The organism is Pseudoalteromonas sp. DSM 26666, assembly GCF_900116475.1.
In the GTDB taxonomy this organism is placed as follows: Bacteria; Pseudomonadota; Gammaproteobacteria; order Enterobacterales; family Alteromonadaceae; genus Pseudoalteromonas; species Pseudoalteromonas tetraodonis.
Window position 1 is genome coordinate 573,697 of sequence record NZ_FPAR01000001.1, and the last position, 21,161, is coordinate 594,857.

At 41.4% G+C, this 21,161-nt stretch carries 16 protein-coding genes and 1 pseudogene; 3 read left to right on the forward strand and 14 right to left on the reverse strand.

Annotated features, from left to right (window positions below; translation table 11 throughout):
* Window positions 1–2: 2 nt before the first annotated feature.
* The 6 genes and pseudogenes from BM380_RS02610 to glk all read right to left on the reverse strand — a co-directional run bounded on the left by BM380_RS02610 (window position 3) and on the right by glk (window position 7,161).
* A pseudogene (locus BM380_RS02610) lies at window positions 3–1,127 on the reverse strand (sterol desaturase family protein).
* 134 nt (window positions 1,128–1,261) lie between these two features.
* A complete protein-coding gene (gene gap / locus BM380_RS02615; protein ID WP_013464824.1) occupies window positions 1,262–2,266 on the reverse strand; it encodes a type I glyceraldehyde-3-phosphate dehydrogenase in 1,005 nt (334 codons plus the stop codon).
* The gene (gene eda, locus BM380_RS02620; RefSeq protein WP_090492727.1) at window positions 2,263–2,895 is read right to left on the reverse strand and encodes a bifunctional 4-hydroxy-2-oxoglutarate aldolase/2-dehydro-3-deoxy-phosphogluconate aldolase; all 633 of its coding nucleotides are present in this window, start codon (window positions 2,893–2,895) and stop codon (window positions 2,263–2,265) included. Before eda ends, gap begins: the two co-directional genes overlap by 4 nt.
* 33 nt (window positions 2,896–2,928) lie before the next feature.
* A complete protein-coding gene (edd, locus tag BM380_RS02625; protein WP_029609981.1) occupies window positions 2,929–4,779 on the reverse strand; it encodes a phosphogluconate dehydratase in 1,851 nt (616 codons plus the stop codon).
* A gap of 340 nt (window positions 4,780–5,119) precedes the next feature.
* Window positions 5,120–6,133 carry a LacI family DNA-binding transcriptional regulator gene (locus BM380_RS02630; protein ID WP_008110549.1) on the reverse strand — a complete coding sequence of 338 codons (1,014 nt, stop codon included), beginning with the start codon at window positions 6,131–6,133 and terminating at the stop codon, window positions 5,120–5,122.
* Window positions 6,134–6,162: 29 nt separating this feature from the next.
* The gene (gene glk / locus BM380_RS02635) at window positions 6,163–7,161 is read right to left on the reverse strand and encodes a glucokinase (protein ID WP_016899969.1); all 999 of its coding nucleotides are present in this window, start codon (window positions 7,159–7,161) and stop codon (window positions 6,163–6,165) included.
* Window positions 7,162–7,452: 291 nt separating this feature from the next.
* Here glk and BM380_RS02640 point away from each other — a divergent pair, with 291 nt between their 5' ends.
* Together BM380_RS02640 and BM380_RS02645 are read left to right on the forward strand one after the other, a co-directional pair.
* Window positions 7,453–8,469: a LacI family DNA-binding transcriptional regulator gene (locus tag BM380_RS02640; RefSeq protein WP_013464820.1), complete on the forward strand. Its 1,017-nt coding sequence runs from the start codon at window positions 7,453–7,455 to the stop codon at window positions 8,467–8,469.
* 285 nt (window positions 8,470–8,754) lie between these two features.
* Window positions 8,755–9,387 carry a trimeric intracellular cation channel family protein gene (locus BM380_RS02645; protein WP_090492729.1) on the forward strand — a complete coding sequence of 211 codons (633 nt, stop codon included), beginning with the start codon at window positions 8,755–8,757 and terminating at the stop codon, window positions 9,385–9,387.
* Window positions 9,388–9,396: 9 nt separating this feature from the next.
* Here BM380_RS02645 and BM380_RS02650 read toward each other — a convergent pair whose 3' ends face one another.
* From BM380_RS02650 to BM380_RS02660, 3 genes are all read right to left on the reverse strand, one after another.
* Entirely contained in the window at window positions 9,397–9,636 is a 240-nt protein-coding gene (locus tag BM380_RS02650) for a DUF3955 domain-containing protein (protein WP_064663744.1), read from the reverse strand.
* A 109-nt stretch (window positions 9,637–9,745) separates the two neighbouring features.
* Window positions 9,746–10,171 carry a GNAT family N-acetyltransferase gene (locus BM380_RS02655; protein WP_090492731.1) on the reverse strand — a complete coding sequence of 142 codons (426 nt, stop codon included), beginning with the start codon at window positions 10,169–10,171 and terminating at the stop codon, window positions 9,746–9,748.
* A gap of 27 nt (window positions 10,172–10,198) precedes the next feature.
* On the reverse strand, window positions 10,199–10,846 hold the full coding sequence (locus tag BM380_RS02660) for a YidC/Oxa1 family membrane protein insertase (RefSeq protein ID WP_090492733.1): 648 nt from the start codon (window positions 10,844–10,846) through the stop codon (window positions 10,199–10,201).
* A gap of 405 nt (window positions 10,847–11,251) precedes the next feature.
* Between BM380_RS02660 and BM380_RS02665 the strand changes: the two genes are divergently transcribed.
* Window positions 11,252–12,205, forward strand: coding sequence for an IS110 family RNA-guided transposase (locus BM380_RS02665; protein ID WP_090492735.1), 954 nt, complete (start codon window positions 11,252–11,254; stop codon window positions 12,203–12,205).
* A gap of 37 nt (window positions 12,206–12,242) precedes the next feature.
* Here BM380_RS02665 and BM380_RS02670 read toward each other — a convergent pair whose 3' ends face one another.
* The 5 genes from BM380_RS02670 to BM380_RS02700 form a co-directional block, all read right to left on the reverse strand.
* Window positions 12,243–12,509: a DUF4177 domain-containing protein gene (locus BM380_RS02670; RefSeq protein WP_058154532.1), complete on the reverse strand. Its 267-nt coding sequence runs from the start codon at window positions 12,507–12,509 to the stop codon at window positions 12,243–12,245.
* 982 nt (window positions 12,510–13,491) lie between these two features.
* The gene (locus tag BM380_RS02685) at window positions 13,492–15,204 is read right to left on the reverse strand and encodes an alpha-amylase family glycosyl hydrolase (protein ID WP_090492739.1); all 1,713 of its coding nucleotides are present in this window, start codon (window positions 15,202–15,204) and stop codon (window positions 13,492–13,494) included.
* A gap of 86 nt (window positions 15,205–15,290) precedes the next feature.
* Entirely contained in the window at window positions 15,291–17,696 is a 2,406-nt protein-coding gene (locus BM380_RS02690) for a glycoside hydrolase family 15 protein (protein ID WP_090492746.1), read from the reverse strand.
* Between the two features lie 14 nt (window positions 17,697–17,710).
* Window positions 17,711–19,198 (reverse strand): MFS transporter, encoded by a 1,488-nt coding sequence (locus tag BM380_RS02695; RefSeq protein ID WP_090492748.1) that lies wholly within the window; start codon window positions 19,196–19,198, stop codon window positions 17,711–17,713.
* Entirely contained in the window at window positions 19,188–21,047 is a 1,860-nt protein-coding gene (locus BM380_RS02700) for an alpha-amylase family protein (RefSeq protein WP_090493054.1), read from the reverse strand. The genes BM380_RS02695 and BM380_RS02700 overlap by 11 nt, the downstream gene beginning before the upstream one ends.
* Between the last annotated feature and the right edge of the window lie 114 nt (window positions 21,048–21,161).

The following is a 21,161-nucleotide window of genomic DNA, read 5'->3' on the forward strand; positions in this document are numbered from 1 at the left end:
CACTATTTTTGTTTTTTAAACGGGTAAATTTGTTGCTTTAGCATACCTACAGGCATGTAATCACCCACAACCCCCTATTCTTTAGGCCACTCTGCTTGCCCTTTTACTGCAGACCCAAACAAATAATCTAAAAACGAAAAATGGGCTGCATAATTTCTATCAATTGCGGCTTTATCGGATGCGTGATGCCAATGATGAAACTGCGGTGTAACCATAAAATACTTTAACCACCCAAATTTTACATTTACGTTAGCGTGATTAAATACCGCTTGAAAGCCTACAATAATCACGTACAAACTAATAATTTGCTGTGAAAAACCCAGCACAAATATAGGCGTTAACACTAAACTACGGGTAACCAGTATTTCTAAAATATGCTGACGAGAGCCTGCGAGCCAATCCATTTCTTTGGCACTGTGGTGCACACCATGAAATCGCCATAAAAAGGGGACTTCGTGATACGCACGATGTGTCCAATACTGCATTAAATCAGCCACCAAAATAATTAAAAATAGCTGCAGTATAAACGGCATTTGCGCTATGTAACCTTGTAATGTGCTCGACACCGCCCAACCAAAACCATAATGAACAAAATGATTAGTAACCAGTAATACAAAGCCCACTATTAGATGATTGACAAAGAAATGGTTTAAATCCCCGCGCCATTCACTACGCAGTATTTTTTGCTCTTTTCGATGCGGAAGTAGTTTTTCAATTAAAATAAAAATTAAGGTTGAGCCTAATAAGTCTAATATAAACCAATCTAAGCCAATATAAGGGGTGTTATCTGCAAAGTCATTCACTTCAACATTCGGGCCGCCAAAGCCAATTGCCAGCAAAATAAAAAACCACGCAGTCGCCCCCAAGCGCTTATTGGTATTTCGTACAAAATTAAGTAAGCCCAGGCTTCCTGAAATAATAAGGGCAACAAACATAAGTTGACGTAAAAACTCGACGCTATAACTTTTACGCAATTCTGGAGTCGTTAAATATTCAGGGAAGTGGAATGCAAGCACTCCCAAGCAACTTAATATCGCCAAAAAGCAAGCAATGTAACCGCTGATATTACCCTCACCAATTTGCAGGTGACTGGTGCGAAATATTTTTTTAGTGACGTGTTTTAGCATTATTTTCCTTAATATAATATGCAGTCCCTATTCTAGTGCGCATATTCTAGCAAATTTTGGGCTAACTAAAACACAAAAAAAGCCACGCAATGCGTGGCTTGGCTGGATAAAGCTAAATTAACTACACGGAAAATTTATAAATAGGCACCCAGCGCTTTAACTTGATCTAACATGCGGTTTGAGAAACCCCATTCGTTGTCGTACCACGCCATTACTTTAACTAATTTACCATCAGCACGTGTTTGCGTTGCATCAAAAATAGATGAAGCTGGGTTATGGTTAAAGTCGATAGAAACAAGCGGCAGCTCGTTGTACTCTAAAATACCTTTCATTGGCCCTTCTGAGGCTGCTTTAACCACTTGGTTAATTTCTTCAATGCTTGTGTCACGTTTAGCAATAAACGTTAAATCAACTAACGACACATTAATTGTAGGTACACGTACCGCCATGCCATCTAGTTTACCGGCAAGTTCAGGTAGTACTAAACCAACCGCTTTTGCAGCGCCCGTTTTAGTTGGGATCATAGATTGAGTCGCACTACGCGCGCGGTATAAATCTGGGTGGTATACGTCAGATAAGTTTTGATCGTTGGTATAAGCATGAATAGTAGTCATGCTACCTTGTTCAATCCCTACCGTATCGTTTATTGCTTTGGCTACTGGCGCTAAACAGTTAGTTGTACACGACGCGTTTGAGATGATATTGCTATCGGCATTAATTACATCGCTGTTTACACCGTGCACTACGGTAGCATCCATATCTGTACCAGGTGCCGATACCACTACTTTTTTAGCACCGGCTTCAATATGCTTATTAGCCGCTTCGCGTGACGTGAATAACCCCGTACATTCAAGTACGATATCAACGTTTAGCGCTTTCCACGGTAAGTTAGCAGGGTCGCGTTCTTGCGTTAAGGTGATCACATCATCGCCAATTAACATGGTGTTGTCTTTAAGCGTTACTTGCTGTGAAAAACGACCATGTACTGAGTCAAACTGAGTCAGATGAGCATTTACATTGGCTGGGGCTAAATCGTTAATAGCCACAATTTTAATTTCATTATTTTGCGCTGATTCATACAGTGCACGTAATACATTACGACCAATTCGGCCGTAGCCATTAATTGCTACATTAATCATTTTTGACTCCTATTAACTTCACATGCTTGGCGAGCAAGCGTTTCAATAGCTTGCCAGTCTTTATTTTCAATAAGTTGCTTATCTAACATCCAGGTACCACCTACACAAATAACATTGTTAAGTGTTAAGTAATCAGGTGCGGTTGCTAAACTAATGCCACCGGTTGGACAAAAAGTAATATCAGGTAATGGGCCGCCAATAGATTTAAGCATAGCAGCACCGCCTGCAGCTTCTGCAGGAAAAAACTTTAAGAACTTAAAACCATGAGCAGCTAAGTTCATCACTTCGCTTGGGGTCGCTGCACCGGGTAAAAATGGAATAGTAGACTCTTTTGCCAGCGCTAATAATTCATCGCTAACACCTGGGCTCACCATAAAGTCAGCACCCGCTTCTACTGATGCGTTAAAGCTTGCTTTATCAACCACAGTACCTGTACCAACATAAGCTTCGGGCACTTCTGCTTTCATTAGTTTTACAGCCTCAGCTGCAATGGGTGTACGCAGTGTAATTTCAAGTGCTTTTAGGCCACCGTTATATAACGCTCTTGCAAGTGGTGCTGCATCTTCTAATTTTTCGATTACCACCACTGGCACTACCGGTGCCGATGCTAAGATTTTTTCAATACTCATTACTTGTTCCTCATTACCCAATATGGCTAATTATTATTCAAGTCCAAAAGCACTTGCACCTAAATCGGCACTGCTTACTATGTTTCTAAATCCAGTAAATAATTCACGACCTGTACCAAACGTTTGGCTTGCTTGGCTAATTTGTAGCTCACGCTGTGCAAGCTCTTCATCGCTAACATGCAGTTTTAAAATACCATTTGGCGCATCTAGAGTAACAATATCGCCTTCATGAATTTTAGCAATAATCCCACCTTCAACCGCTTCAGGTGCTAAATGGATTGCCGCTGGTACTTTGCCTGATGCGCCCGACATACGACCGTCGGTAACAATAGCCACTTTATAGCCCTGATCTTGTAATGTTGCCATTACCGGTGTGAGCTTATGAAGCTCAGGCATGCCTTTGGCTTTTGGCCCTTGCTCTTTAAGTACAGCAATAAAATCTTGGTTAAGTTCGCCACGGCTATAGGCATCCTGTAACTCACCTTGTGAGCTAAATACTTTAGCCGGTGCCGACACCACTTGATGAGACTCTGCAACCGCAGAGACTTTAATAACCGCTTTACCTAAGTTACCCGTTAGTAGCTGTAAACCACCTTGCTTACTAAATGGGTTACTTACTGGGCGAAGTACTTCTTCATCATGTGAGTTTTCTGGACACGCTACCCATTTAACTTTGCTTGGGCCGTTCGCATCACTCATAATCAAGTTATCGTCTTTATCGAGTAGTGGCTCACACATGTAAGGTGCAAGGCCTTCGCCTAAAATAGTGGTTACGTCTGTATGAAGGTAACCAGCACCTGCTAATTCACGCATCAAGAAGCCCATGCCGCCGGCTGCTTGAAAGTGATTAACATCTGCAGAGCCATTAGGGTAAATACGCGTCAGTAATGGAACAACCGCTGATAAATCAGACATGTCTTTCCATGTAACTTGAATACCGGCCGCTTTAGCAATCGCCACAATATGGATTGCATGATTGGTTGAGCCACCTGTTGATAACAAGCCAACTAAGCCGTTAATAATGGTTTTTTCGCTGATCACATCCGCTAAACACGGGCCATCTTTGTTTTCAGTAAGCTGCTTAAGCATGGTTTCAACCGCATTACCGGTTAAGCCATCACGCAGTTCTGTGTATGGGTTTATAAACGAGCTACCTGGTAAGTGTAAGCCCATTATTTCCATTAGCATTTGGTTTGAGTTAGCGGTACCATAAAACGTACAGGTACCCGCACTGTGATAAGAAGCGCTTTCAGCTTCTAGTAGCTCTTCACGAGATACCAGTCCTTGTGCAAACTTTTGACGAACACGTGCTTTGTCTTTGTTTGGAATACCTGATTGCATAGGCCCTGCTGGTAAAAAATACACAGGTAAGTGACCAAATGATAAAGCACCAATTAATAGGCCTGGGACAATTTTGTCACATACACCTAAACAAAACACACCATCAAACACGTCATGCGATAACGAAACCGCAGTAGACATAGCAATAACGTCACGAGAAAAAAGCGATAGCTCCATGCCATCACGCCCTTGCGTAACACCATCACACATCGCAGGTACACCGCCAGCAACTTGCGCGGTGGCGTCAAATTTAGTGGCAATGCTTTTAATTAAATCGGGGTATTCTTTGTAAGGCACATGTGCAGATAACATGTCGTTATATGAATTGATAATTGCAAGGTTTGGCACCTCGTCTGCTTTTAAACGCGCTTTGTCATCGCTGCTACACGCAGCCATTACATGAGCAATATTGCCACAGCCTAATCCAGCACGAACTCTTGTTTGTTTTTTTGCGTGCGAAATACGATCTAAATAGGCTTGACGGGTTTGTTTACTGCGCTCAATAACGCGATCTGTGACTTCTTGAATTCGAGGGTGCAACATAATTTTACTCATCTCTATTCGTTAGAGGATAAAGGCTCAGTAACAATTATAGACTCCACGAAAATAACTGTACTGAGCATCTTTGACTTACCCGTTCAAAGGTACGCTACCAGGGAGCCTCTCACAACAACCCTGACACCGGTGTCAGGGTATTAACGCATGACATTGACACCGGTGTCAACCCTGAGTCATAAAAATAGCCAATTTTTTTAACATGTACAATAAATAAACGTGAATTTTTAGTGAAATACCAGCAAGCAAATAATGAAAATTAAAAATACAGACAAAAAAAAGCCCGAGTAAGCGTCACTCATACTCGGGCTACTGTGAAAAAAGGGTTTTATTTTACGGCTGCAGTTGACTCTCGCGTGATTAATTTTGCTTCTAAAATCACTTTATATGGCGACTCTTGCGGCTCAATAATATGGGTGATCAATTGCGTAACGGCTTGTTTTGTCATTTCTTCTACAGGTTGCGCTATGGTGGTCAGCCCAGGCCAAATGTGGCGCGCTATTGGTGCATTATCAAACCCAGCGATAGAAATATCATCAGGTACACGTAAATTACGCTGCGTGGCTAATTTGAGCACTGCCGCTGCCATGTAGTCATTTGATGCAAATACAGCGGTAGGACGTGGCGATAAATCTAAAATACTACGCGCACTGTCTACCCCTGAATGGTAACTAAAGTTACCCTCTTCAACTAAGCGTTCGTTAAATTCAATGCCATGAGTTGTTAATGCGCGCCTGTAACCTTTAAAACGCTGCTCAGTGGCACTGTGATCTGGGTGACCTTTAATAAACGCGATAGACGTATGTCCTAGGTTTATTAAATGTTCGGTAATTTCAAACGCACCCTGCTCGTCATTGCTGGTCACAGAAATAGAATCATCATCTAAAATTGCAGAAGCGACTCGAGCATAAGGGATTTTTTTCGACTTTAAAAAATCTACCAACTCGCCAAAATCACAAAATGGCGGGGTTAATACTAAACCGTCAAGGCGTGATGACTGCAATAACTGCTCAATATTGTTAATGAGTGCATCGCCCCTGAGCTCACAAGGATGAATAAGCAAGTTATAGTTGTTCTCTTGGCAGGCAGCCAGTGCGCCTGTTTGCACACGGGTGATATAACTTTTACTAGGGTTATCGTAAATGCAACCAATGATAAAGCTGCGATTTTGTGCAAGGCCGCGTGCAATTGGGTTTGGGGTGTAATCTAGCTCTTTAAATACGGCTAACACTTTTTCGCGTGTAGCTGCACTGACATTAGGCTCATTATTGAGTACTCGCGATACGGTTTTTTTAGAAACACCTGCATGACTGGCAACGCTGTTTATAGTGACTTTTTTCATCTATTTATTTCCAAACCTATGCAAAGCGATTAATCCTGTTGGCTCGTATGCAAACACGCGGCAGCTCCAATTAATGGGATGTTGTCTTGTGTTACTAACGTCACCGGAATTTGACCTGTGTACTGCGACATAATACCTTTTTGCGAAAAGCGCTCAATAAAACGACTTTCAAGTAAACGAGCTTGCATGCGTGGTAAAATTCCACCGCCAATATAAAGGCCGCCTAAGGCGCCGTAGGCCAATGCTAAATCGCCCGCAACACTGCCAATCCAGTCACAAAATTGATTAAGCGTTGCATCACACACTTCACATTCACCGCTATTGGCTAAGCTGCTAATTTGTGCGGCATCTAAATTTTTTGCAGCCACCCCTTTAACCGCAGCCATGGCTTTATATAAATGAGCAATGCCAGGGCCCGAAAATACCGTTTCTACCGATACATGAGGGTGATCTTTTTTAAGTTCTTGAATAAGTTGAGCGTCGAGTTGATTAACGGCTGCTAACGAAATATGCCCGCCTTCTGAACTCATCACCGCGCACGAATGTGCGGTTCTAACTAAGCATGCTGCACCAAAACCAGTGCCTGGACCCATTACACCTATATTGGCAGACTCATCCGCTTGACCAGGTTTAACAGTGACATTTTGTGAAGGGTCTAAATACGGTGCTGCGTAGGCAAAAGCAGCAAAGTCATTTATAACGCTTAATTGAGCAAGGTCAAAGTGGTGTTTAAAATCATTAACGCTAAAGTGCCAACCTAAATTAGTTAAATGAACTTGCCCTGCATTTATAGGGCCTGCTACTGCAAGGCATGCGCGTTTAGGGGTTATATGAGACACTGTTGATAAGTAGTACTCGGTAGCACTTTCGAGCGATCCATAGTTAGCACTGGGAAAAGTATGATTATGCTCAATGGTAAATTGATTACTTGATTCGTCGAACCCAGTGATCAACGCAAAACGAGCATTTGTGCCGCCAATATCGGCAACCAGAATAGGATCAAAGTGTGTGCTAGAGTGTAAACCCATAGTGTTATCTCTTTTGTTTAAGTAATGAGTACTTATTATTTTAATGGGGTATCATTGATACTTATTTACTTTGAGCTATCACCTCAAAGCAGCTATCACTGTAAAAAAATGCTACCTTTAATAATAAAGGTAGCTAATACGTTTTGACAACAAAATGATAAAACGCCCTTATTGTGACACCGGTGTCATGAAAAAATCAATAAAAAAATGCCTTTATTGACAAATAAGCTTGAAAAAAATCACTAATAAACGAGAATATCCCCTTATTGTCCTCTTAAGTAAGTAATCGTGATGAAAGGTAAAGCCACCTCGTTTGATATAGCCCATTATGCTGGGGTGTCTCAATCTACAGTTTCCCGTGCTTTACGAAATAGTCCACTGGTAAATGACGAAACACGAAGACGTGTTCACGATATTGCTAAAAAACTTAATTACAAAGTAGACAAAAACGCCAGTAACTTGCGCACTCAACAAAGCAGTACTTTAGCATTGCTGTTGTTTGAAGACCCGACCTCAGATGAATCACAAATCAATCCGTTTTTTTTAGCCATGCTGGGCAGTATTACCCGTGCCTGCGCAAAAGAAGGTTATGATCTACTTGTTTCATTTCAATCAGCCAGCGCTGATTGGCAAGCAGACTACGAAGACAGCCATCGAGCAGATGGAATAATCTTATTAGGCTATGGCGACTACATTGATTTTCAACCAAAATTTAATACCTTGCTTGAACAAAACACTAAATTTGTTTGCTGGGGAGCAAGCGTTGATAACCGCCCTGATTTAACTATAAGTTGCGATAATTATGGCGGTGGTAAACTTGCCGCTGAGCATTTACTGGCGCATAACCGAACTGATTGTGCATTTATTGGCGATGCCTCTGATCACAGCCCTGAGTTTTTTGCCCGTTTTAATGGCTTTAAAGACGAACTGCAGCAAAACGGTGTCACCTTAAATGATCGTAAAATTGCCAATGCAATTTCTACCGAAGAATCTGGCTACCATGCTACTCGATCTTTAATTGCTAATAACATTACTTTTAATGCACTTTTTGCTGCCAGCGATTTGATTGCCATAGGCGCAATACGCGCGCTAAAAGAAGCCAATATTAACGTGCCAAAAGATGTAGCCGTAATCGGCTTTGATAATATTTCTATTGCCAGTTACATTAATCCGCCGCTGACAACCATAGAGCAAAACACCACTATAGCGGGGCAAATGTTAGTTGAAAACTTACTTAAATTAATTCGTGGTGAGCAAGTACAAAGTACCCTGCTGCCACCGCGTTTAATTGCGCGCGGCTCAAGTTAACTCATTGCGTGAGGCCATCCTTTAAAAAGTAGCAAAATCCCCCTCCTCTTACCCTTATATTTATTTGGGCTTTATTGGCTTAATTGCGGTCATTTGTCCTTGCTGTTTTTACCAGCAAACCAAAAGCGTTCTCTAGATTAACAGCCTATTCACACCTTGCTATCACATTAGTTTTTTTAATCTGAAAGTGGCTGTTTTTAATGTGATTTTTCACTCGTCAATGCACTATTTTATCTCTACAATCGCACTTTTATTTTTGCTCTTAAAAGTTTAAGTGACTATTTCATGCTACTCACTATTGTTTACATCATCGGAATTACAGCAGAAGCCATGACCGGTGCACTCAGCGCTGGGCGCAGAAACATGGATTGGTTTGGGGTTATGCTAGTAGCCAGTGTCACAGCGATTGGGGGTGGCAGCGTACGCGATATTTTACTTGGCAATTACCCGTTAACGTGGGTAAAGCATCCTGAATATTTACTGATCACATGCGTGGCGGGTATTGTTACAACTTGGCTAGCAAAATGGGTGGTTAAATTTAAAGGCATATTTATGCGTTTAGATGCCTTAGGGCTTGCCGCATTTAGTATTATTGGCTGCCAAGTTGGGCTTAATATGGGTTTGCACTATGGTATTTGTGTGGTCGCTGCTATTGTGACCGGCGTATTTGGTGGATTATTGCGTGATTTAATTTGTCGCCAAGCACCACTGGTATTACACCATGAACTCTACGCAAGCGTAGCGCTGATAGTTGCGTGTTTATACTTAGCACTCCATCACTACAACATTGACGACAATATCAGCGTGGTTGCAAGTTTAGTAGTAGGCTATTTAATTCGAATGGCATCGGTACGCTTTAAATGGCGCTTACCGACATTTAACTTATTAGAGCCCGCTAACTTAAATAATGAGCAATAACAACAGCGGTTAATGCCCACCTCCACTAGCGCTTTTAAAGAGCCCGAATACTTTTCGGGCTAATAAACTGGCCACAAAAAATAACCCCAAAGCAAAACACAGTATGCTCAAGGGCATAAACAAGCTTTCATGTAGAACACCATTATGATCAACATATTGATACAGACTGTGCTCTATCAGCATAAAACCCGTGCCAAGCAATAAAAAGCAAACACTCAATGTGGCTGTTTTGTTTGTAAAAAAGCGCATAATCTATCCATAACTATTTTATTAAATTGTCGGGATAGCAGTTTGAATGAGCGAATATTAATCTACAGTGACTGAGCAACATTAATTTTTAAAATAAAAGTCACGCTCATTAAACTAAGCTTTTAGACATATAATAAAACCTGTCGTCTTCTTTATCTATGCTGAAACCTGAACGTGTGTAAAGCTTGTGCGCAGGGCTTATTTTAAAAACGCGAAGCCTAAGTTGCATAGCACCTCTGTGTACAGCTAAACGAGAACACTCACTAATTGCTGCAGCACCAATACCCATATTTTGAAACGCAGCATCTACTTGTAAGTCAGGTATATAGCAACCCTCATCATCGAAAGCCAAGCGCATTGCACCCACTAAATCGCCATTTAACAAAACATCCCAATTTTCAAGGTCTGAAATTTGCTCACATATTTTAAGTTGCTGCCAATCAACACCATAATACTCATAATATCCACGCATGTTGGTGTAGGTTAACTGTGCAGAAGCCATTAAATCGGCTGTGGGTTGATAACACATATTCATTATTGCCATTCCTTTGTTTAGCGACTTTTACAAAGCATGCTGCGGCTGATGGTTTTTAAAATACTTATTTACTAATAATGACTGCAATAAGCTAGTACTACTTGATGTAGCCCAGTATAAGCCAATTGCAGAAGGAAAATTAACGAGAGTAACCACACAAATAATTGCGGGAATTAGGAACAATAAAGTGCTGGTTTGTTCTGCGCTACCTGGCATCATCATAGATAAATATGTAATAGCCCCCACTAATAACGAAAGCGCAATATCAGGCTTTGCAATACTGGTAATCCAAGCAAATTTACTATTCAATACAATTTGTTGCAGAGCCTGAAAAGTTCCAAGGCCAAATACCCCTTGGCTTGCCATATTAATCACACTTTTTTTATCTATAAATTTAATATTGTGCTTTTTATACAGCGCCATAGTTAATTTTGCGATTTCACTGGGCTGGTCTTTATAGTTGCTTTTTATGCTATCTAGCTCAGGTTTTAGGGCGGCAATTGCTTTTTTATTTCTAACCATGTTAACCATAGCAACAAGGTTAATCGGCATTAAAACTAATCGTCCAATAACGGTAAACAAAATAATTGCAACCGCTTGGCTTACGCCCACTTCTTGGGTAAAAAAGGTGATTGATTGCACAATAAAATCAGTAAATAAATTCCAAATTTCCATTTTAGTTTTCCTTTTAATATTATGTATTAAAAGTAACCACCATGACATATTATGTCAACAGTTTATTTTTAAACTAAAATCAACTCGCTATGTTTAAGGGCCAATTAGGCTGTGTTGCTCCTTAATGTTATGTGGAGTCGTTCACTAAAACGGGTGAGGAGCAGTGTCCTGCTTTAACGACTTGTATGGATAATAAACCCATAAATTAATACTTTAACCTAGTTCGGGTAATGTGAGGCCCAAGCTTTGGCTGCAACCAAAGCCTTTTATACAGTAGTTCGATTGAGCGTAGGCTCCTCTATTGAGAGACCAGTAACAAGTTAGAACGCTGTATAAACTCCAAGCATTAAACTCGGATAGTCAACGGGGCCTCGAGCCCGAATAGCAAGGCAGAGTCAGCTTATTATGAATACAATAAATAATCAAAATGAAATTAACGTCGGTGTCGATACAGGTAAAACACAACTCGATATTTATATCAGGCCTTTAGACATTTACTTTACTGTAGAAAATAATCAAAGTGGCATTAAACACGCCATTCAAATCTTAAAAAAACACCCAGTAACACGCGTTACTATTGAGGCAAGTGGACGTCTTGAACAGCCTTTTATCATAGCCTGCGCTGAGGCGAATATTCCATTCGTTATTGCTAATCCCGTGAACATAAAACGCTTCGCAGGCGCTATCGGCCAAAAAGCAAAAACGGATAAACTTGATGCACAACTTATTGCTCACTTTGGTGAAGCGATTAAACCGCCTTTATCATCTTTAAAGCCAGAGCAAATGCGCTTGATGAGCGATTTACTCTCGAGAAGACGTCAGTTAATGGATATGCAAACGATGGAGAAAAATCGCTCTCAAATAATGCCAAAAACACTATCGTCACTCATAAAACCTATCTTAACTGCACTGAAAAACCAAATAGATAAAGTCGATTTAAAACTTCAAAAACTGATTGAAGAATGTGACGAATACAAAGCAAAAAATGCCATTATCCAAAGTGTGCCAGGTGTTGGCTATGTGGTCGCATTTAACTTGCTTAGTGATATGCCTGAGTTAGGTTATGTGAACAACAAAGAGGCCGTTTCTTTAGTGGGTGTAGCCCCATTTAATCGTGAAAGTGGCGTGTATCAAGGTAAGCGAATGATACGTGGCGGCCGACCTAAAATAAGAACTGCCATGTACATGGCGATGATGTCAGCCATTCAGTGCAACTCTAAATTTAAAGACCTTTATCAACGCATGGTTAAAGCAGGAAAGCCTAAAAAGGTAGCCATTATTGCGTGCATACGAAAGCTGGTAGTGATCATAAATTCTATGGTGAGGGATGGTGCCATGTGGGATCCTAAAATGGTTTAAAATTAGGAATTGACACCATAGTCACTTGTTATGTTACTTAATTAACCTGAACTGGCCTTTTAAAAATATAGTTTTTACCCTCAATATGAACCAATTCCCAGCCATCTTCACCATATTTTGAAAGAAGCTCTTTTTGCGTATTAGAATATTCCTTTTCGATTTCTCTTAGCTCTCTACCAATAAGCCCATTTTTAAATGGATTTACATTTATAGTTTTGTATTCCCATTTCACCGGCTTAATTGATGTACTTGTACAGCCTGAGATTAGACAGAGTGTTAATAAAGCTCCGATGCTTAATTTCATAAATATCCTTATCTAGTAACATAACTTTTAAATAAGGGGCGCATACATGTGGGCTATAATGCGAAGCAGCCCACGTGTATGCGTCCCAGCGAACGAAGTGAGTGATTTAATTTTTTTGTTAGGTGCGAGCTTATTCATAGACCCCTTGCTTTGTAATCAAACATTTAGGGCAAAAAGCCTTTCCTTTTAATGCCAATTCATTACAGCCAGCAAATTGACAATTGTTAGTTGAATAACCATTGTACTTTTTAAGTAACGCACTTATGTGTTTCCTCAATAGATGATCTTTGCTGACATCAGTTGGAGAGTCAATTTTCACAGCAAATAGTGACTGTACTTTGTCGAAGTGATCAACTAGCCAATGTTGAGAACAAGTTGAGCATTTGAGAATAGATTGCCAACCATTCCCATAACTTTGCATCTCAGGCATTGAATTGAAGTAACTATCATTTCTCCAGCCAGTAACTCTTATATCCATGCTTTGACACTGACATTTCACTTGTAGCACCTAACAATTTTATAGTGCGCTCGTCGCGTACATTTCTGCCAGCGTCACGCTAATATATTTATTAATTACTTTTTTAACAAATAACTTAACTCATTGCCAGCTAAAATTTTTTCTTGCTACTAAATATAATAAGAAAGAAGAAAGTGCGCTCGTCGCTCATCTTCTTGAATATGGGAGCACAACAACCATTCTGTATATAAATACAGTATAGTTATTGAGTATATAAAAACGCGTTCCCCATTTTTAAATTATATCGCTGATTATATGTTGGTACGTCAGTATTCATTATGCACCGTGGACACCTACCTGAGGTGGATTGCATCTTATATTCATTTTCATGATAAGCGCCATGACGCCAGAAGAAGTTAAGCAACTTATGACTCATTAAAATGCGCTATAACTTGGGGGTAATGCAATTAAAGCATGTTCATAAAAGGGGCTTACGTATGTTAGCCCCTTTTATGTGTATTTTATTTATAGTGTGTTATTCAGTAACAACAAACCATAGCCAGCGAGTTGTTCGCCATTGAGGTCGTGTTGCCAGCTAGGCGTTAACCCCTGACGTTTTATACCGCTGATGCTTTGCGGGTTAGCGGTTAAGTTAAGTACAAACATACTTTTACTGCCGTTTAACTCGCGGGTTATTTCGACAAGGCCGTTGTTATGCTGTGTTAATTCATAACGACCTTTAATACCCAGTTCTGGGCGCTGTTTTTTTAGTGCGATTAAGTGCTGATATAAACGCCACAGTGAATTAGATTGTGCTTGTTGCGTTTTTACATTGCGATCAGCAGCATTAATTTGCTGTGCTAAATATTCAGGCCACCACTGGGTGTAGTTATCACCAAACAGTTCAGCCTGCTCAACCCAACTTGTTTGAGCTTGAGTAAAGCCAGCTTGGTTGCTGTTATTCCACTGCATTGGCGCGCGTTTATACACATCGTGACCTGTGCCACCTTGTGTTAGGCCAATTTCTTCACCGTAGTAAATATACGGTGTACCAGGGGAGCTAAATAACATGGCGGCGGCAAGTTTTGCTTTATCGTCTTGTTCAGCTAGTTGATAAGCCACACGTTCTTGGTCGTGATTAGTTAAAAACGGTGCAAAAAAATCAAGTGGCGCAGTTGAGTCAATACGTTGCTGTAAATTTTGTTTGAGCACATTGGCATCAACGGTGCTCACTTGTTGATTAGACTGCATGGTGCCAAATTGCGCTTCACCACTGGCATTGGGTTTTAATAAGCCCAGTATTTTATAGCCCACTTCAAAATCAAAGCCTTGATCGAGGCCTTTACCTTCGCCAAAGTATTTTGCCGCCACAGGAATGTCTGCCCATGCTTCACCCACTAAATATGCCTCAGGGTTTACGCTTTTTACGTATTGCCTAAAGTGCTGCCAATATGCAATGGTTTCGTCGGTATCGGCTTGCGCATCTGCGCCACCTTCCATTGCAAAACGTACTGCGTCTAATCTAAACCCTGCAACGCCTTTATCAAGCCAAAACTTAGCCATTTTTTCCATTTCGGCAACAACATCAGGGTGGCGTAAGTTCAAGTCAGGTTGGCTGGCTCCAAACGCACCATAGTAATACTGCTGACGTGTTTCATTCCAATGCCATACTGCGTCGGGTTGGTCGTTATTACTCCAAGCATGCCCCCAACCACTTCCTGCTTTTGGCATATCGTCGCGCCAAATAAAGTAATCTGCATAAGGAGCTTGTTGTTTTGCTGAACGCTGAAACCATTCATGGTTACTTGATATATGGTTTATAACTAAATCAAGTATGACTTTCATGCCTTTGTCGTCAGCAGCTTTTATAAAGGCTTCAAACTCGGCCATGCTGCCGTAGTCGTTTTCTACTTGGTAAAATTCAGTAAAATCATAACCATGATACGACGGTGCTTCAAACATCGGGGTTAACCACAATGCGTTAACACCAAGCTCTTGTAGATACGGGAGCTTTTGGGTCATACCATTAAAATCGCCATGGCCATCAGCATCGCTGTCGTAAAAACTGCGGGGCCAAATTTGGTAAAAAATGGCGCTTTCCCACCAAGGGCTTGCTTGTTGTTCAGTATTTAGTAGCGATGTTTCGGTGTTATTCGTGTTGTTATTTAATGATGGTGCGCTTTGGCAGCCTGTTAGCATGATTGCTAATGCTAATGCGCTCAAGGTAAATGTTTTCATTTCAGCCTCGTTATTATTGTAATAAATAACATAGCCGTATTTTACTACGGCTATGTTAATTAACCTGAACTGCGGGTAATTTGCGGTTATTTTAGTGCTTTAGTTACCACCGGGTAATGATCCCATACTTGTTTGTCGCTTAATGAGCGCACTAGCTTTACGTATTCCGCATGTGTCCACGCCAGTGGTGTGGCCGAGTTTGTACCCTCGCCTAACGTGTAACCCGCTTTATTAACGCCTACGCCATCCCATACTTGTTCTGGTAGCATCATACCTTCGTTAGCAAATTGCTCTAGCCCTTTTACATAGCTATTTTTAATAGCCTGCTGTTTAGTTGCATCTAACGTATTATTGGCATTCGCGGCGGCAATTTCGTAATGGCCTCGTTCACCGGTAAAAAATGGCCAAACTCGCCCACGTTGCCCTGGGCTGTTTTTACCACCTTGCGCATAGTTAGCGCCAGTTACTTCATCTTCACCGTACCCGTCGTTACCATAGCGGCGGTAGCCTGCAAATATGCCGCTGCCGTCAGTAAACTCAAAGCTGTATTTAACTTGTAGGTTATCGGTTAGGGTTTCGTCATCATATTCTGGCAGTGTTTTGACTATGCTAGGCGCTAGTGCATCACGCACGCCATAGCGAACCAGTTCTAAAAATCCACCATCGAGTATTTGCTTTTTATTAAACCCTTCACGGCCATTATTAGCGTTAATTTTAGTATTTGAATTGGCGTCTTTGTCTTGGCCAATGCGAATAAAATATTCACCATCAGAAGCGCTCGACTCTAAATTACCAGCCGTTGTAAACATTAATTTTTCAATATCATTGTTATAACGCTTAGCTGTATTTAGGTAACGTGCTGCATTGGCATTATCACCTGCTAGTTTAGCGATATCGGCTGCAGTAATTAAACCAGCAACAACCGCGGCGGTGGTTGATGGCGAATACCCTTCTTGCTCTTCCCAGCGCTCTTGCTGAGTGGCTGGCGGCGTTATTTGTGTATCGTTCCATAGAATGTTTGCACGGCCACCCTCAACTAAAAAGTCTGCCGCGGGCTTTAACATACGGCTATACCAATCGCTCAGCTCTGCATCTGTTAAAACATCAGCTTGATGAAGTTTCCAAGCAAGCATGAGTGGCATTGCTGTTTGGTCTAGCTGTACGCCTACCCATTCAAGTTCGCCATCTACGTGTGTTTTTTGTAAAAACCACCCTGTGTCGCCTTTGTTTCCCGGGGTTTTGCTGTTTACTTGTACTTTTTCAAGGTATTCAAATGCGGTTTTGGCTGTTGCGGTATCGCCCATTGCCATAAATGCCATGGCAACTTGATAAAAGTCGCGCACCCATACCGCTTTGTAACCAGTAGAGCCTGTTTTAGCCGATACGGTTTCGCCCCATGGGTTAGATAGTGAGGCAATAAGTGCGCCTGCATGAGTTTTATCTTCTTGCGCTTTAAGTACCATGGCACTGGTGTAAAGTAACTTGCCGTTATCTGCTGTTTGTTCGCTCATATTATTTAGCGGTGCAAGGCTTTGCAGGTAGTCTTGCCAACCAAGCGCTTCGCCTTTACCGTTGTAATTATCAAGCACCGCTTGGTAACCTTTGGCTAACGTAGCTTGCCCTTGTTTAAAGCTGATTTGTTCGCTATTACCAAAGCTTAGGGTTAAATCGAACTGGCTGTTTTCACCAATTTCACCCAGCTCTGCAAGTAGGCTAACATTACCCGATTGTTCACCGGTATTTTTATAAACCTGAGTAAGCTGCTGAGTTGTTTTCAGCTGATTTAAACCATCGCTCACACCTGTAAAACCAACACTTGTTTGTTTAAATGGCTGCGCACCTTGCAATGAAAGGTAGCTGTTGTCTTGCCATGCCAGCAATCCTTGTTCTGTTGTTTTAGCAAAATCATCAAGGCCGTTATTATCAACATACGGGTTAACGCTTACGTATGCCTTAACGCCTTCAAGCTGGGTATTAAAAATACTGCGTACAAATAAGCTTTGACCGTCTGGATCGGTAAATATATGTTTTTCGAGGCTAAAGCGACCTTGCTTATCTTTGCTTACTACTTTGTATGCTAATGATAACGGGCGGCCTTTATCATCTTTGTATAAGTAATCAATGGTAACGTCTAAATCGTCAGCTTCGGTGACTGTAAAATCTTTTCCGACTACAACAAATTGCATGTCTTTAATTTGCGCTTGATGAATAAGCCCGAACATGGTTTCGGTGATCATCCCTTTGGCAATCGAAAACCATACTTTTGACACTTTACCTGTAGGTGCTTCGTCACTGTAATGGCCATTTTGGTATTGCTCAAAAGACGTTCCTATCCCAGTTTTGCCTGCGTATGCCCAAAATGGGGCTTCGCCTGGTGCGCCTGGCGCACTCACTGATGTTCGCGCTACTGCACTGGTTTGCGTATTTTGCACGCCACAACCTACAAGGCCTGCGGCCAATATTGTCGCGGTAATTAGGTTATATTTTTTCATTTTAGCCCCTTAAATTAAGACTGTTTAACACGCAGTACGGCAACCGCTGCAAGTACAAAAGACACAGCACCTAGCATCAATGCGTAAATAGGTTGATTTTGGAAAAAGTGACGGAGTATCAGGCCAAGTACACTGGCGGCTAATAATTGTGGGATCACAATAAAAAAGTTAAATATTCCCATATACACACCCATTTTATGACTCGGTACTGAGGTACTTAACATGGCGTAAGGCAACGACAAAATAGACGCCCACGCAAAACCAATACCTATCATTGGCCAAATAAGTAAGCTCGGTTCTTGTATAAACATAAAGCTCGCCAAACCTAACGCACCTAAAATAAGGTTAAGTGCATGCGCTAGTTTTAAACCAACACGCTTAACGATGATCGGGATACATAAAGCCGCCAATGCAGCAAAACCGTTGTAAGCCGCAAATAAAATACCCACCCAGTCTGCACCATTGTTATACGCCGCTGAACTTGTGTCGCTGCTACCATAATGAAAACTGGTTACCGCTGAGGTGGTGTAAATCCACATGGCAAATAATGCAAACCAGCTAAAAAACTGTACCCAAGCAAGTTGTTTCATCGCCTCTGGCATGGTGAACACATCGTTAACGACTTGGTAAAAGCCACCGCTGGTGTGGCTTTTTGCTTGTAGTGCGGCTGCAATAAATTGAATTACGCCAAAGCTCACTAAGCCAGCTGCTAATAGGTACAGCTCTTTTTCTAGGTTTAATCCAGTGACTAAACCAAGTACGGCAAGCCCTAACACGGTAAATACACTGCCGCCTTTACTAAAGTTAATTTGTGCACAAAGCGTCTGTTCAACTTGAGTTTGCTCTTGTTGATTAAATGCGGCCAATTCTTCAGGTGAATATTCTTTGGTGGTTATAATTGTCCAGCCCACTGCGACCAGCAATACAACTGCACCAAAGTAAAATGAGTACTTTACTGAATCAGGAATTTGCCCTGCAGCGGCGGTGTTGGCAATATCAAACCAGTTTGTCATCATCCAAGGAAGTGCAGAAGCAACCACGGCGCCTACGCCTATAAAAAAGCTTTGCATTGCATAGCCCGTAGCACGCTGTTTGTTTGGTAGGTTATCGCCTACAAGGGCGCGAAATGGTTCCATGGTGACGTTAATCGATGCATCCATGATCCATAACATGCCCGCTGCAATCCAAAGTGTTGGTGAGTTTGGCATAATAAATAACGATAATGTGGTTAAAATAGCGCCGTATAAAAAAAACGGACGACGGCGACCTAATTTGCCCCACGTCTTATCACTCCAATAACCAATAATTGGCTGTACAATTAACCCTGTGAGTGGTGCTGCTACCCACAAAATTGGAATATCGTCTACATTCGCCCCAAGGGTTTGAAAAATCCGACTTACGTTACCGTTTTGCAGTGCAAAGCCAAATTGAATGCCTAAAAAGCCAAAGCACATGTTCCATATTTGCCAAAAGCTTAAGGTTGGTTTGTTATTATAATTCATGGTCAGCCTTATTTGTTAAAACGGCACTACTGAGTGCATCAAGGGTCAGTGTAAAGGTGGCGTTTTGTTGATCGTGATTAACCAAAATACCGTTATGCGCCTCTAACAGGTCATTTAACGTTGAAGGTTTGAGAGTTAAAGCTTGGTGCGGGCTAAGTGTAACGGTAACCGTTTGCGTTTTTTGGCTAAAGTTACTCAGCACCCATAATGATTGTTGGCCTAAGGTACGCACAAAACCAACCACGCTGTCACTCCCCGTGATCATAAGTTGCGCCATATCGCCGGCAACAATCGCTGGTAAATCGTTAAGTGCCATAATTGAAATGTAATATTGGCGTAATTGCGCTTGTTCAGTTGTTAACTGACCGCCATCAAATTTACCGTTGTTCATCCACGCTTGGTGAGCAGGAACACCAATATAGTCAAAAATACTGGTGCGAGTCGGGCTACCAAACCCCGCGTTTTCTGAGCCATCTTCACCGACATCTTGTCCAAAATAAAGCAAGCTTGGCGAGCGACTGATTAGGTGAGAGACCACCATTGCAGGCTTGCCCAATGCGGCATCGCCGGCAAAATCAGGACTTGCGATACGTTGTTCGTCATGGTTTTCTAAAAAGTGCAGCATATGTTGCTCTATGTCAGCCACTTTTTGCTGAGCATTAAAAATACTACTTGCGGCTTGCTTGCCTTGCATTATAGCTTTTAAGGTGTCGTAAAAGCCTACTTTGTCATACAAGTAATCCATTTTACCTTGGTGAATATAAGTTCGGTACATCAATGGGTTGTACACTTCGGCAAGTAAAAATGCATCGGGTTTATGCATTTTTATCGATGAATTTAAAAAGCTCCAAAATTCAACCGGCACCATTTCAGCCATATCATAGCGAAAGCCATCCACGCCTTTATCTAACCAATAAAGCGCAATATTTCTAAATTTATACCAGCTATTAGGTAACTCTTTATCTTGCCAAAAGGCATAATGTGCACGGTAGTCTTGGTTTTCTAGCGCCTTAGGTAAAGTTGGAAAATCTAGGCTACCATCGGGTTTAACACCGTAGTTTACTTTTACTGTTTCGTACCAGTCGTTTATATTAGGCTGTGGAGAGCGTGCACCGTTTCCTGTCCATTTAGCCGGTGTTTCATTAAATTTACCATCAGCTAAGGGATGAGAATTTCCGCCAAGCACTTGATAACTGTCGCTCGAAGGCACTTGAAATGACTCACCAGGTACATAATAAAAGTTATTATTAACATCATAGTCTTTGCTGGTATCGTCTTGTTCACCAAAGTCTTTAACGCCATTAGGTTTAGCCGTTGAGTGGTAATCACGTGCAACGTGATTGGGCACAATGTCTATTATCACTTTCATATCATGATCGTGGGTACGTTCAATAAGCGCGCTAAACTCTTCGAGCCTGTTCGTTACATTTACCGCCAAATCAGGATTTACATCGTAATAATCTTTAATTGCATAGGGCGAGCCTGCACGCCCTTTAACCACATCTGGATCATCCTGACTAATACCATATTCGGTGTAATCACCCACTAAGGCATGATGTAAAACGCCGGTATACCACACATGCGTAGTACCCAACTCTTTAATACCTTTAAGCGCAGCATCGTTAAAATCAGCAAACTTACCCACGCCATTTTGCTCTTTAGTACCCCACGGAATATTAGCTGTTTGCGTATTACCAAATAAACGAGTAAACACTTGATAAACAACTGGCTTTACAGGCTCTGTCTTATTTACAACCGTTTTTGCTTGCGTGCTTTCATTATCATCACTGCAGCCTTGCACAACTAATGTGCTTGATAGCAGCAAGGGTATGTAAAATCTTTTTTTCATTGTGTGTGTCATTTTTATTTCAGTGTTGTCATTGGTTTATACTAAAGCTAACTGTAGTTTGGTTACAGTTGCTGCATACGTATTCACAGCTATATTCAGACCCTGTTAACCCAA